14 protein-coding genes and 2 pseudogenes are annotated in these 12,843 nt (G+C 60.9%); 7 read left to right on the forward strand and 9 right to left on the reverse strand.

The window, feature by feature from the left end; all coding sequences use genetic code 11:
- Nucleotides 1–217: 217 nt before the first annotated feature.
- Nucleotides 218–1,057, reverse strand: a pseudogene (locus tag NDI72_RS14155) (IS3 family transposase); the annotation flags it as partial.
- 64 nt (nucleotides 1,058–1,121) lie between these two features.
- Between NDI72_RS14155 and NDI72_RS14160 the strand changes: the two are divergent.
- Nucleotides 1,122–2,174, forward strand: a complete 1,053-nt coding sequence (locus tag NDI72_RS14160) for an IS110 family RNA-guided transposase (protein WP_283800764.1) — start codon at nucleotides 1,122–1,124, stop codon at nucleotides 2,172–2,174.
- Nucleotides 2,175–2,412: 238 nt separating this feature from the next.
- Here the strand turns inward: NDI72_RS14160 and NDI72_RS14165 are convergent.
- A pseudogene (locus NDI72_RS14165) lies at nucleotides 2,413–2,676 on the reverse strand (transposase); the annotation flags it as partial.
- A gap of 295 nt (nucleotides 2,677–2,971) precedes the next feature.
- On the opposite strand from NDI72_RS14165, the gene NDI72_RS14170 reads away from it, so the two are divergent.
- A complete protein-coding gene (locus tag NDI72_RS14170; RefSeq protein ID WP_283800765.1) occupies nucleotides 2,972–3,604 on the forward strand; it encodes a hypothetical protein in 633 nt (210 codons plus the stop codon).
- A gap of 66 nt (nucleotides 3,605–3,670) precedes the next feature.
- On the opposite strand, the gene NDI72_RS14175 is transcribed toward NDI72_RS14170, so the two are convergent.
- Both NDI72_RS14175 and NDI72_RS14180 read right to left on the reverse strand, forming a co-directional pair.
- Nucleotides 3,671–4,372, reverse strand: coding sequence for a retropepsin-like aspartic protease family protein (locus tag NDI72_RS14175; protein ID WP_283800766.1), 702 nt, complete (start codon nucleotides 4,370–4,372; stop codon nucleotides 3,671–3,673).
- Nucleotides 4,373–4,374: 2 nt separating this feature from the next.
- A complete protein-coding gene (locus NDI72_RS14180) occupies nucleotides 4,375–4,599 on the reverse strand; it encodes a DUF1289 domain-containing protein (protein ID WP_206546393.1) in 225 nt (74 codons plus the stop codon).
- 143 nt (nucleotides 4,600–4,742) lie between these two features.
- Between NDI72_RS14180 and NDI72_RS14185 the strand changes: the two genes are divergently transcribed.
- The gene (locus NDI72_RS14185; protein ID WP_283800767.1) at nucleotides 4,743–5,711 is read left to right on the forward strand and encodes a nicotinate-nucleotide--dimethylbenzimidazole phosphoribosyltransferase; all 969 of its coding nucleotides are present in this window, start codon (nucleotides 4,743–4,745) and stop codon (nucleotides 5,709–5,711) included.
- Between the two features lie 14 nt (nucleotides 5,712–5,725).
- Here the strand turns inward: NDI72_RS14185 and NDI72_RS14190 are convergent, their stop codons facing one another.
- On the reverse strand, nucleotides 5,726–7,267 hold the full coding sequence (locus tag NDI72_RS14190; RefSeq protein ID WP_283800834.1) for a sensor histidine kinase: 1,542 nt from the start codon (nucleotides 7,265–7,267) through the stop codon (nucleotides 5,726–5,728).
- Nucleotides 7,268–7,335: 68 nt separating this feature from the next.
- On the opposite strand from NDI72_RS14190, the gene NDI72_RS14195 reads away from it, so the two are divergent.
- The 4 genes from NDI72_RS14195 to NDI72_RS14210 all read left to right on the forward strand — a co-directional run bounded on the left by NDI72_RS14195 (nucleotide 7,336) and on the right by NDI72_RS14210 (nucleotide 9,789).
- Entirely contained in the window at nucleotides 7,336–7,962 is a 627-nt protein-coding gene (locus NDI72_RS14195; protein WP_283800768.1) for a thermonuclease family protein, read from the forward strand.
- A complete protein-coding gene (locus NDI72_RS14200) occupies nucleotides 7,949–8,560 on the forward strand; it encodes a glutathione S-transferase (RefSeq protein ID WP_206546326.1) in 612 nt (203 codons plus the stop codon). The genes NDI72_RS14195 and NDI72_RS14200 overlap by 14 nt, the downstream gene beginning before the upstream one ends.
- A 2-nt stretch (nucleotides 8,561–8,562) precedes the next feature.
- On the forward strand, nucleotides 8,563–9,195 hold the full coding sequence (locus NDI72_RS14205) for a uracil-DNA glycosylase family protein (RefSeq protein WP_244974844.1): 633 nt from the start codon (nucleotides 8,563–8,565) through the stop codon (nucleotides 9,193–9,195).
- Nucleotides 9,196–9,294: 99 nt separating this feature from the next.
- On the forward strand, nucleotides 9,295–9,789 hold the full coding sequence (locus tag NDI72_RS14210; protein ID WP_113155415.1) for an Lrp/AsnC family transcriptional regulator: 495 nt from the start codon (nucleotides 9,295–9,297) through the stop codon (nucleotides 9,787–9,789).
- On the opposite strand, the gene NDI72_RS14215 is transcribed toward NDI72_RS14210, so the two are convergent.
- Genes NDI72_RS14215 through NDI72_RS14230 form a run of 4 tightly spaced genes read right to left on the reverse strand, consistent with a single transcriptional unit; the run spans nucleotide 9,744 to nucleotide 12,793 of the window.
- Nucleotides 9,744–10,334: a DUF3299 domain-containing protein gene (locus NDI72_RS14215; protein ID WP_283800769.1), complete on the reverse strand. Its 591-nt coding sequence runs from the start codon at nucleotides 10,332–10,334 to the stop codon at nucleotides 9,744–9,746. The two genes, NDI72_RS14210 and NDI72_RS14215, sit on opposite strands and share 46 nt — an antisense overlap.
- A 9-nt stretch (nucleotides 10,335–10,343) precedes the next feature.
- On the reverse strand, nucleotides 10,344–11,234 hold the full coding sequence (locus tag NDI72_RS14220; protein ID WP_224873420.1) for an NAD(P)-dependent oxidoreductase: 891 nt from the start codon (nucleotides 11,232–11,234) through the stop codon (nucleotides 10,344–10,346).
- A gap of 24 nt (nucleotides 11,235–11,258) precedes the next feature.
- Nucleotides 11,259–12,083: an ABC transporter permease gene (locus tag NDI72_RS14225; protein ID WP_113155412.1), complete on the reverse strand. Its 825-nt coding sequence runs from the start codon at nucleotides 12,081–12,083 to the stop codon at nucleotides 11,259–11,261.
- Entirely contained in the window at nucleotides 12,080–12,793 is a 714-nt protein-coding gene (locus NDI72_RS14230; RefSeq protein ID WP_113155411.1) for an ABC transporter permease, read from the reverse strand. The genes NDI72_RS14225 and NDI72_RS14230 overlap by 4 nt, the downstream gene beginning before the upstream one ends.
- Between the last annotated feature and the right edge of the window lie 50 nt (nucleotides 12,794–12,843).

Below are 12,843 nucleotides of genomic sequence, written 5' to 3' on the forward strand. Positions count from 1 at the left end.
AGAAAATCCGTTGAGCGCTCCATGGAGAAAATCCCTGCCAAACTAAACCGCGCAGGGACTCGCAGATCATACCCTCACAAGGAAGGTGGGGTCAGAACACCGGTTACACACGATACGAAAAGCACGACGAGAACTATCTCGCTCTCATCAAACTCGCCTGACCTGAGACCCTAGTTCCCTCCAGTTTTCGGGAGAGTCTTGAGTTTTTAGTCTGACCTTATGCGGCCCGTTTTTCCGGAGCCATTTTTATGGCGAACTCTTTGGGCGTGATGTTGCCCAATGAGGAATGTGGCCTGTTCCGGTTGTAATCCTCCTTCCATGCGGTGATCTCGGCGCGGGCATGAGCAAGTTTCGAGAATAGGGTTTCATTCAGGCACTCGTCGCGGAAGCTGCCGTTAAAGCTTTCCACGAGACCATTCTGCATTGGCTTGCCCGGTGCGATGTAGTGCCATTTGACGTGGGTCTCCTGACACCATTTGAGGATGGCCGTGCTGGTCATTTCCGTGCCGTTGTCGGAAACAATCGTTCGGGGCTTGCCTCTTCTTATGAGGATTGCATCCAGCTCCCTGCTGAGCCGGCGACCCGACAGTGATGTATCCGCGACCAATGCCAGACACTCACGCGTGAAGTCATCCACGACTGCCAGCACACGGAACCTGCGTCCATCGGTGAAGGCGTCGCTGACAAAGTCCAGGCTCCACCGTTCGTTGGCTCGTGATGGCAATGCCAATGGACGCCTGGTGCCCAGGGCGCGCTTACGACCACCCCGCTTGCGCACCGTTAGCTTCTCTTCCCGGTAGAGCCGTCTGAGCTTCTTCAGATTCATGATCAGTCCTTGCCGTTCCAGCATGACGTGGATGCGCCGGTAGCCGAAACGGCGGCGTTCGGAAGCTACCGTCTTCATGGCCTCCCGGATATGTGCGTCATCAGGCCGGATGCTACGGTATCGCACACTCGACCGGTCAACCGACAACACAGAACACGCCCGACGCTGGCTCACCCCATGCTCTGAACAGGCATGAGCCACCGCATCCCGCTTCGCATCGGGCGTCACCATTAATGGGATGGTCCGCCTCGTCCTCCTGCCGCATCATGAGGCCGTCAAACCAAAGGAGGTTGCTATGCCTAAACGCAATGCGCCGCGTCCCGCAGCGGTCTATGGGATTGATCTTGGTAAGAACATCTTCCACGTCGTCGCGTTAGGGAGCGACGGCACGGTTGTTCAGCGGGTTAGGTTCCGACGGGACACGTTGCTTCAATTCTTCCAGCGGGCAGCACCGGCGATTGTAGGGATGGAATCCTGCGCAGGGTCTCAGTGGGTCGCGAGGAAGATCCAGACGCTCGGTCACAAGGTTCGGCTGATCCCGGCCCTATTTGTGAAGCCTTACGTAAAGTCGAACAAGAGTGACATCATCGACGCGGAGGCAATCGCCGAGGCCGCCACGCGACCAACGATGCGATTTGCTGCACTCAAGACTGAGGAGCAGGCCGACCTTCAAGCCTTGCACCGGGTGCGTGACCAAATGATCGGCACGCGAACCCGCCTGATCAACCAGATGCGCGCTTTTTGCCTCGAATACGGTGTCGCGCTACGTCAAGGTGCAGGTCTGTTCAAGCTCGACCTGCCCGAGGCTCTTAAGGATCCAGCTAACGATCTTTCTCCCGCAATGCGCAAACTGCTCAGCGAACTGTTTGCCGACCTGCATCAGTTGGAAACGCGGATTGCTGATGTGACACGCGAGATCGAAGCGATCGCTGATCGAGAGGATGCTGCACGACGGCTGATGACAATCCCCGGAATCGGAGCTCTCGGTGCGACAGCACTGCTTGCTGCTGTTGGAAACGGTAGACAGTTCCAGAAAGCTCGTGATCTGGCCGCATGGCTGGGCCTTGTGCCGCGAGAATACTCGACGGGAGGGAAGCAAAAGCTCCTCGGCATCAGCAAGCGAGGTAATCGATACGTCCGTAAACTGCTGGTCCATGGTGCGCGATCCTGCTTCAGACACCTCGACCGAACAAAGGATCGACTGGGAAGCTGGCTGGATGGTCTCCAAGCCCGAATGCACCTGAACAAAGCCATTGTCGCACTTGCCGCAAAAATGGCCCGGATCGTCTGGGTCGTCCTGACCAAGCCGGGAGCACTCTACGAGCGCAGAGATCCTGTATTCGCCTGATGCTCCTGGTTCGATTGCAAGGCTCGGGAATAGTGATGACGAAACAGTGGATCAACATGCCGTAAGCCCTGTGCAAAAAAGCGGGCTTCGTGCCCGAACCATTTATTGGGAACGGCGTGTGCGGATCTCATCATGGCCTGGCTGCAACCGCAGTCCGCTCGCGAGAGGCCGGATACATTTATGCAACTGGAATCGTCGCTCACGATGTCGCGTACCCTTGCACGGACGAGGCGGACCATACATTTTTTGAAGCGACATCCTTCAAAAGGGCAACATCCAGCATGGTCTCCGCCAACAGCTTCTTCAGCTTGGCATTCTCATCTTCCAGAGCCTTCAGCTTGCGGGCGTCGGAAACATCCATGCCACCATATTTGGCCTTGTATTTGTAGAAGGTCGCACTGCTGATCCCGTGGTTGCGGCAAACCTCAGCAGTCGGCAGACCAGCCTCCTGCTCCTTCAATATCCCGATAATCTGTTCTTCAGTGAACCGTGAACGCTTCATCCGTCCGTCTCCTTATCGTGACGGACCCTACCAAATCTTGGAGGAAGTTCAGGGTCTCAGGTCACAGTGAACATCGTCGTCATGACGCCTCCCGGGGTCACCTTCGTACTAGGAACGGCCATGCGATGGTGCCTCGATTGACACGGTCGTTGCGGGCCGGAAGCTCACTTTCGAGAAAGTTGTCATTACAAGGGACGAGGCCGTCGAGATTACGCTTGATCTTGCGGTTACAGCAGCCGCCTAGCCTGACGAATATGTGAACCGGACGTGGGTTGAAGACCCTGAGGGTAATCGAATGTCGCGTGTTGCCTCGGCCGTTGTTGAAGTCATGGCTGATCCGCTGTTTGATTGTGGCGACATCATCGGCAAGGTGTTCGATGACAAGAACCGCAACGGGTATCAGGACGATGGGGAGCGCGGTCTTGCCGGTGTTCGGGTTGCCACGGTGAAAGGGCTTTTGGTGACGGCGGATGCGGAAGGTCGCTTCCACATCGCCTGTGCGGATCTGCCCGATCGCCGTATAGGCTCGAACTATATTCTGAAGCTCGACACGCGTTCCCTGCCTTCCGGCTATCGTCTCACGACGGAGAATCCGCGTGTCGTCCGCCTGACTGCCGGCAAGGCCTCCAAGTTCCTGTTCGGTGCTTCCGTTGGTCGTGTTGTGCGGCTTGATCTGAGCGACGCGGCCTTTGACGAGGGTGTGGTGGCTCTGCGTCCTGAATGGCAGGCTGGCCTTGCCCGGATGGTCGAGCTGCTCGACAAGGAACCGTCGGTTCTAAGGCTGGTCTATACGGAAAATGGAGAAGGCAGGCGTCTGGCCCAAAAGCGTCTCAAGGTGATGCGCAAGGACATTGCCAGGGAATGGCGGAGGGTCGGCGCCCGCTATCGGCTGGAAGTCGAAGCCAAAGTCCTGTCGGGTTCTCGCTGATAAACCAGATCTCCTCCGGCGATTTGCTGGAGGAGGTCCGTGATGGGGCGGACCTTAAACGGCCTGTCAGTCCTGCAGGACGATCCGGTCGCCGCGCAGTTCGAAGCCGGAAAGGGTGTTGATGAAACTCATGCCCAGAAGGCTCTGCCCAAGGCGGCCGGGCTGGGCGATGTAGACCGGCACATCGCTGCGCGCGATTGCGCCTATGCGCACTTCCTGCGCCCGGGCGCGGGCGACCATGGCGGTGCCGTTGGCGGTCGCGACCGGGATCTGAAAACGCAGTGTGGACGGGTCGAAACCGGCCCGTTTCGCATCATCGTCGGACAGAACGATGCTGCTCGCACCTGTGTCGATGAGCATGCGCAGAGCCTGTCCGTTCACATCGGCGATCACCTCGAAATGCCCGTTGGCCGAGCGCTCCACCATGACCCGGGCATTGCCCTCGCTGCTGACCATGGAGACGGGGCTGCCGGGGATGAGGCCGGCCGTGACGCGGCTTGCGACATCCTGAAGCTCGTAGCGATACTGATAGACGGCGATGAGTGCGAGAAGCAGGAACACCCAGAAGGCGAGGGAGCGTGCGGCTTCGCCAATCCGCATGCCCGATCCCAGAATGCCGACCAGCAGGACCGCGCCCCAGAGCCCGAGATAAAGCGTTGCGGCAAAGGTGGCGTTCTCCAGCCCGAGGACACGGCCGGAATCGTGATTGGCGATCAGCAGGATCAAACCGCCGCCAAGCAGCGCCATGACAATCCAGAAAAGCCGCATGGCTATTGCTCCTGTGCGCGCGTTCGTGCGAGCCGGCTCCGCCGGGTTTCGCGTCGTGGTTTGCGTTCTATCGTCTCAAGACGCGCTGGAAGTGCGTCCATGATTGCGCCGCGCTCCTCGTCCGACATGGCGATCCAGCCGGCGATCTCCTCGCGCGTGCGCCCGCAGCCGAAGCAAAGTCCCGATGTCAGGTCGATGGAGCATACGAGGATGCAGGGCGATTTCATGTCAGGCATGGTCTTTCCAGTGTTCTGCCAAGACATGGGGCATGGCGTCCTGTGGCGCAAGTCGCCGCGCCCGTCTATTCACCATTGCACCGGGCGGCTGTGGTGGGTATCTCGTTGCCGAAACCAATCGGGAACCAGATTTCATGTCCTTCTCCGGAATGCCTTTCGACGATGTGCGCTCGCTGCTCGAGCAGATCGAAGCGCCTGACGACAATGCCGCGACAGCCATGGCGCAGGCATTCGACCGGGCGGGTTATGCGGGTGAGGCGCTGGGACGTCTCAGGACGCTGGGTGTCTGGCTTGCGCGCACGCGCCGCCGTGTGCCGCCGTTGATCGGCAAATCCGGTGTCGCGCTCTATGCCGCGACGCATGGTTTTGCGACGGAAGATGCAGGCGATCCGCTTGCCGCGCAGCGTGCGCGCGTGGATGCCGTTGCTGCCGGTGCGGCTGCGGTTTCTCATCTCTGCGTGGCGAACGATCTTTCGCTGAACGTGTTCGACCTGGCGCTCGATCTGCCCGCGGACGACATCCGCAAGGGCGCATCTCTGGATGAACGCTCCTGCGCCGCGACCATCGCGTTCGGCATGGAGGCAACGGCCGAGGGCGTTGACCTGCTTTGCGTTGGTGCTGTTGGTGCGCAGGCGAGGGCGGCTGCATCCGCACTTCTCACGGCACTGTTCGAGGGCGGAGCCGATGTGGTCGATGGCGCTGACCGGGATATCGTCGCAGGCGCGCTTTCCTGCCATGCGGGGCAGCTTGCCGATCCCCTGGAGGCCTTGCGCCGGCTTGGCGGACGCGACATCGCGGCTCTGACCGGCGCCATTCTTGCTGCCCGCGCGCAGGGCATTCCTGTGGTGCTCGACGGTGTGCCGGCGCTTGCTGCCGCCGCCGTCCTTTACCGTTTGTCGCCGGACATGATCTCGCATTGCGTTCTGGCCGGCGCCGGCTCTTCGCTTGAGATATGGGCGGCTGAAAAGCTCGAACTTGAGCCGCTTCTCGACCTGGGGTTCTCGGGCGAAGAAGGCTGCGCCGGTGCGATTGCGGTCGGTCTCGTGAAGTCGGCTGCCGCTCTTGCCGGCGGCGTGGCTGAAGTCGCCAAGCGATTAGGATAAACTGTCAGGCAGCCTCAGGCGGCTCCGCCTGAGGCGCGTTTGCGCTCTCTTGGAACGGCTGGAAGCTCTTCCATCACCCGCGAGCGGGGGAAGGCGACAATGGCGTCCGTGCCCGAGCGCAGTCTCGAATTCAGCTCGAAGACCCCGTCATGCAGCGCTGTCAGCCCCTGTACGATGGGCAGGCCAAGGCCCGTGCCCTGTTCGGCGCTCTTTATGGCGATGGAGCCCTGACCGAAGGCAGAAAGAACGACGGCCAACTCGTCGTCGGGGATGCCGGGGCCATTGTCCTTGATTGCCAGATACTGCCCGCCACCGGCCGTCCAGCCGACGCGAATGCGCACTTCGCTTCCCGTGGGGCTGAATTTCACCGCATTGGCAAGCAGGTTGAGCGTGATCTGGCGGATGGCGCGCTCGTCGGCGAAAAGGCGTAAGAGCGTCGGTTCGACTTCCAGCCTGAGGCTGATGCCCTTGCCGCGCGCCTTCATCTCCATCAGTCGGCAGCAGTCTTCCACGATGGGGCCGAGAAGGAGCGGTTCCTCGTTCAGCCGGTACCGTCCCGCCTCGATGCGCGAAAGATCGAGGATCTCGTTGATCAGGCTGAGCAGATGTTTGCCGGATGTGTGAATGTCGTTTGCGTAATCCCGGTAGGTGGGATTGTCGAGTGGACCGAGCACCTGGTTCGCCATGACCTCGGAAAAGCCGAGAATGGCGTTGAGCGGCGTTCTGAGCTCATGGCTCATGGATGCGAGAAAGCGCGACTTGGCGAGATTTGCCTCTTCGGCGCGCCGGCGCGCCTCATCCGACATGGATTTTGCGGTTTCCAGTTCTCCGATCAGCGCATTCTTTTCGCTCTCAAAGGCAAGCAGTCTCAGAGCCGCGCGATTGCGGTGATGCGCCACATAGGCGAGGAATGGCAGCGATGCGGCGAGAACCAGCGCCGTAACCATGCTCGCTGTGTCGGGCTCTGCGCTGACTGTGAAGGCGAAGAGGCAAACGGGCAGCGCGAAGGCCGCGACAAGCGCACCGCCAAGCGATGCGGTGACGATGGCCGTTCCCGCGATGACGAACAGAAGCACCGCGCCCTGAATGACGGCCGGGTCCGTCAATGCGCCTGCGGGGGCTGGTAAAATGGCGAAATAGGCCCATCCGAGGCCGCTGGCGAAATGCGCGGCATATAAGCGATAACGCGTGCGCGTGACCTCGATTTCGTTTTCCGGCAGCCGGTTGAGGCGATGCGCCAGGGCAAAGAGCGGCAGGTAGCAGGCGAGGCAGGCAAACGCCCAGGTGAAAATCCGCTGTGCGTCGAACCCCGCATAGAGACCGCCCACGCAGATTGAAACGATCAGCAGGGGCGGCTTGATGGCGTTGGAGAGGATGGCCCGCGCATGCAGTTTGAGCATGTCGCGGTTGAAATCGGGCGGGCCGAGATTTTGGGACAGCCGATCACGCGTGCGCCGCACGGCAAGCCCCACATTGCTGTTGCGATGCGGCTTGGTGCGGTCCACAATGAACTTGTCGGCGAACTTGTCGGCCGATTTTGACGCTTCCGGCACCATCACCTGTTTCGAATTCCCGCTATTCGCCACCCAGATTATTTGTGAATGATTAAGAGACCCTTCAGGAAATGAGTGGCCGTCGATACACGCGCCGCCGTGGTCGCAGGCGCATACGCCTTGCAGACCTTGCTCTGACCCTGCTGCTTCTGGGCGGGATTGCGCTTCTCGTTGACCGGCTTCAGTGGCTGAGCACCGAGACGCTCACTGGCGCCGTGATCGTCCATGACGGCGATACGCTCACCCTGTCCGGCGAACGTATCCGCCTCAAGGGTATTGATGCGCCGGAATACAACCAGTCCTGCACGCGCGATGGTCAAAACTATGCCTGCGGACGTGAGGCGCTTCGCGCCCTGCAGCGGCTGGTGGCGCGGGCGGAGGTGATTTGCGAGGGATATGAGCGCGATCGCTATGAGCGGCTTCTCGCCCGCTGTATGGTGGATGGAGAGGATATTGGCCATGCGCTCGTGGAGGCTGGCTGGGCGATGGCCTATGGCGATTACGATGCAGTCGAGGCGCAGGCGCGCCGCGCGCGCCGGGGCATCTGGGCCGGCGGCTTCGATGCGCCGCGGGACTGGCGCGCCGCGCATCAGGGCGAGGTTCCGTCGCAGGATGATGACCTGCTCGGCGGCCTCTGGGAACGTGTAAGACAGTGGTTTTCAGGCGAAGGACAGGGAACGCAAGTTGAAGCTTTATGACGGGGGCAGGGCGCCGAATCCACGGCGTGTGCGCATATTCCTGGCCGAGAAAGGCATTGAAGTGCCGATTGTCCCCGTGGACATGGGGGCGCTTGAGCACAAGTCGGAAACGCTGACGCGGCTGAACCCGCTGCAGCGCCTGCCGGTGCTGGAGCTTGATGATGGCACGGTTCTCACCGAGACGGTGGCGATCTGTCGGTATTTCGAGGCGCTGCACCCGGAGCCTGCCCTGTTCGGCAAGGGGGCGCTCGGCATGGCGCAGGTGGAGATGTGGCAGCGCCGCGTGGAAATGCACCTGTTCTTTCCCGTCGCACAGGCGTTTCGCCATCTGCACCCGGCCATGAAAGACTGGGAAGTGCCGCAGGTGGGCGAATGGGGTGAGGCGAACAAGCCCAAGGCGCTGGAATTTCTCACCTATCTCAATGCTGAACTCGCTGACCGGCCTTTCATCGCCGGTGATGATTACAGCATCGCCGACATTACCGGGCTCTCAAGCGTTGATTTCATGAAGCTGGCGCGGATTTCCATTCCCGATGGGCTCGATCATGTGATGCGCTGGTATCATACGGTGGCCGGAAGGCCGAGCGCGCAGGCCTGAGCATGGACATGCAGGACGGAGCGCTGGCAGCCCTTCTGGAGCAGGTCCGCGCCTGCCGTCTCTGCGTGGAAGATCCCGAGGGCAAACCCCTCCCGCATGAACCGCGCCCCGTGGTGGTGGGTTCCTCGACCGCGCGTGTTCTGATCGCGGGGCAGGCGCCGGGCACGCGGGTTCACGCGTCCGGCCTGCCATTCGATGATCGCTCGGGAGACCGGCTGCGGGACTGGCTTCAGGTGGACCGCCCGACATTCTACGATCCGTCGCGTTTTGCCATCGTCCCGATGGGGTTCTGTTTTCCGGGCCTTGATGCGAAAGGCGGAGATCTGCCGCCGCGCCGGGAATGCGCACCCGCCTGGCGTGGGCAGCTGATGGCGCTCATGCCGCAGATCGAACTCGTACTGGTGATCGGGCAATATGCGCAGGCCTGGCATCTGGGGGGCGAGCGTTCACGCACGCTGACAGAGACGGTTGGTGACTGGCGGCGGCTATTGGCGCTGCCTCGAAGCCCGCGCGTTCTGCCTCTGCCGCATCCCTCCTGGCGCAACACTGCCTGGCTCAGGAAGAATCCCTGGTTCGAGCGCGATCTGCTGCCGGTTCTCCGGGAGGAAATCCATCGGCTTATCTCACCGGTTTGAGAATTCTGCGGTCGCAATATCGGTTTTGTGAGCAAAAAATTTCTTGTTGAGCGGTGTTGCTCCTGTCATTTTAGGAAATCATTTTCTCCGGAGTTTGTCATGGACCGCCTTGATCGCAAGATCCTGCGCCTCTTGCAGGAAAATTCGACCCTTGCTGTTGCCGATGTTGCAAAAAAGGTGGGCCTGTCGACGACGCCCTGCTGGCGGCGCATTCAGAAACTCGAGGAAGAGGGCGTCATTCGCCGGCGGGTGGCGGTGCTTGATCCGGAAAAGATCAACGCGCGGGTCAATGTCTTCGTCTCGATCCGCACCAACATGCACAGCCATGAATGGCTGAAGCGCTTTTCCGAAGTGATCCAGCAGTTTCCCGAAGTGGTCGAATTCTACCGCATGAGTGGCGATGTGGACTATCTGCTGCGCGTGGTCGTGCCGGACATTGCGGCCTATGACGCTTTCTACAAGAAGCTCATCGGCAAGATCGAGATCCGCGATGTCTCGTCCACCTTCGCCATGGAGCAGATCAAATACACGACCGAGCTGCCGCTGGATTATCTGGTGCTCGACAAGGATTCCGGCGGCTCTAACGGCGGCTGAGCGGAAAGTTCGGCACCTCTTGTGACCCGATGCCACGGATTGTCCTGTGACGGGTCGCGCCATGCAGGCGCGTTCCGGTTCGGGCTCACTTCGGCGCGGCGCATCGTGTAGCCGGATTCGATGATGGCCGCTCCGTCCAGAATGAAAAGCTGCGTCTTTTCCAGGCCGGGGCGCAGAGCGCCCGTGATCGTGACCGGCTCATAGTTGGAACTGAGCCGGTAGGGCTCTGATGGCACCACGCGGATGACCTGATTGGCCGGCGGCTGCTGCATGTGGCTGCAAGCGCCGCGCCGCGCGACCAGCATGAAGGCGTAGACCAGTTCGCCCTCGCGATCGGCCGGCAGGAGATAACCTGACAGCCTGATCGTTTCTCCGTCCAGACCCGTTGCAAGCGCGGGCCCATCAGGATTGCCGTGGGCGGGGGAGAGTTCCGGCCAGTCGATCTCTCGTGCCTCAACTGCGCTGGCGCTGGCCGGTGCGATGAAGGCCGGTGTCACGAGAAGGCTCAGGATCGCTGCATGAAACACCCGGAACCGGCCAGCCATCGCTCGCTCCTATTTTGACAGCCGGGCGAGGAGGGATGAAGTGTCCCAGCGATTGCCGCCCATCTTCTGCACGTCCTTGTAGAACTGGTCGACCAGCGCCGTGACCGGCAGGCTCGCCCCGTTGCGATTGGCTTCGGAGAGGCAGATGCCGAGATCCTTGCGCATCCAGTCGACCGCGAAGCCAAACTCATATGCGCCTTCGTTCATCGTCTTGTGACGGTTCTCCATCTGCCAGGAACCGGCAGCGCCCTTGGAGATCACATCGACGACTTTTTCGATATCGAGACCGGCTTTCTGGCCGAAATGAATGCCTTCGGCCAGCCCCTGAACGAGGCCTGCAATGCAGATCTGATTGATCATCTTGGTGAGCTGGCCGGAGCCGGCCGGGCCCATCAGGCCGACCATGCGCGCGAAGGAGGAGATGACCGGCTTCGCTTTCTCGAAGACGGCTTCGTCACCACCGCACATGACCGTAAGCACACCGTTTTCAGCACCGGCCTGACCGCCGGAGACCGGCGCATCGATGAAGCCAAACCCGCTCTTTTGTGCTGCCTCGGCCAGTTCGCGCGCCACTTCCGCCGACGCCGTGGTGTTGTCGATGAAGATGGCGCCTTCCTTCATGCTCTGGAAAGCGCCGTCTTCGCCGAGTGTCACCGAGCGAAGGTCATCGTCATTGCCGACGCAGGAAAACACGAAGTCCTTGCCTGCGGCGGCCTCACGGGGCGTCGGGGCGCTCGCGCCGCCATGCTCTTCAACCCATTTCCGGGCCTTGGCGGCCGTGCGGTTGTAGACCGTGACCGTATGACCGCCCTTGTTTTGAAGATGCGCGGCCATCGGATATCCCATGACCCCGAGCCCGATGAATGCGACGTCTGCCATTCGGAAATTCTCTCCCTTGATATGCGTGTGCTGGCGCAGGTTGCGCTAGCGCTTCAGATGCTTTGTGATGCGGAGTTCGATCCAGTCGATCGCGTTGCGCAGCACCTCGACAATGCCAAGATAGATGATGGCGGCCCAGATGTAAGTCTGGAAGTCGAAGGTGCGGGCATAGGCGCGCCGTGTCTCGCCCATCAGGTCGTAGACCGTGATGATGGCGACGATGGCCGAACCCTTGATCATGAGGATGATCTCATTGCCATAGGGCCTCAGCGCCACGATCAGGGCCTGGGGGATGATGATCTTGCGGAGCGTCTGGAGTTTTGAAAGCCCCAGAGCCGAAGCAGCCTCCCATTGTCCGCGCCCGACGCTTTCCACCGCGCCGCGCAGGATTTCCGCCTGATAGGCAGAGGTGTTGAGCGTGAAGGCAAAGGCCGCGCAGTACCAGGCCTCGCGGAAAAAGCCCCAGAGACCGATGGCCTGAAGTTCCGGGCGAAACGAACCGAGACCGTAATAGATCAGGAAGGTCTGCGCCAGAAGCGGCGTGCCGCGGAAGAAGTAGACATAGGCATAGGCCAGTCCGGCGATCAGCTTGTTCCGCGACATGCGCCCGAGCGCGATGGGAACGGAGAGCAGTGCGCCGCAGATGACCGAAACGGCGACGAGCTGGATCGTGACCCACAGGCCCGACAGGTAGCGCGGCGCATAGCGGGCGAAGATCTCGGGATCCCATGCATTGACCATGAAGATCAGCACGCCGAGCCCAAGTGCTGCCCAGATCGTGAGCAGAACGACGCCGATGATGCGGGCGCGCGTCCAGCCCTGTTTCACCTCCGGTGGCCGTTCCACCGCAATTGTGCCGTTCGCGCTCATCGCTGCACTCCATGGCGTTTCGTCCGTCTTTCGATCGCGCCAAGAGCGATGGAGGAAAGCATGGCGAGGACGAGATAGAGGAGGCAGGCAATGCCGTAGAACAGGAACGCCTCCTTGGTGACGCGGGCCGCGATGCCGGTCTGGCGCAGGATGTCGGTGAGGCCGATGACGGACACGAGTGCGGTGTCCTTGAGGAGGATCAGCCACAGATTGGACAGGCCAGGCAGGGCGAGGCGAATGAGCTGCGGCAGGATGACGAGCCGCATGGTCTGCCCGTTGGAAAGGCCGATTGCGTGACCGCCCTCATATTGCCCGTCCGGGATCGCCCGAAACGCCGCAAGGAAAACCTCGCTGGCATAGGAGGAGAACACAGCGCCCAGCGCGACCATGCCGGCCACGAAGGCGTTGATCTCGATATTGGCGTCCGGGTTGAACAAATGCACGAGCTTCTGCAGGCCGATCTGCGCGCCGTAGAAGACGAGAAACAGCGTCAGCAGTTCAGGAAGACCGCGGAAAATCGTCGTGTAGATGTTTGCTGCAAGCCGTAAGGCCTTGTCGTTCGAGCGCTTGCCCAGCGCGACGAAGAAGCCGATGGCGAGCCCCAGAGGTAAGGTGGCCAGCGCCAGGGTTACCGTCAACAGAACGCCTTTGGCGATATTGTCGCCCCAGCCCTCAGGGCCGAAACTCAAAAGGGTCCAAACCCCTTCCATCTCCCAAAATCCTTACTCGAACCGCCTGATCCTGCACCCCCATGCGGATT

The sequence above is a fragment of the Nitratireductor sp. GZWM139 genome (assembly GCF_030068685.1).
Taxonomy (GTDB): domain Bacteria; phylum Pseudomonadota; class Alphaproteobacteria; order Rhizobiales; family Rhizobiaceae; genus Nitratireductor; species Nitratireductor aquimarinus.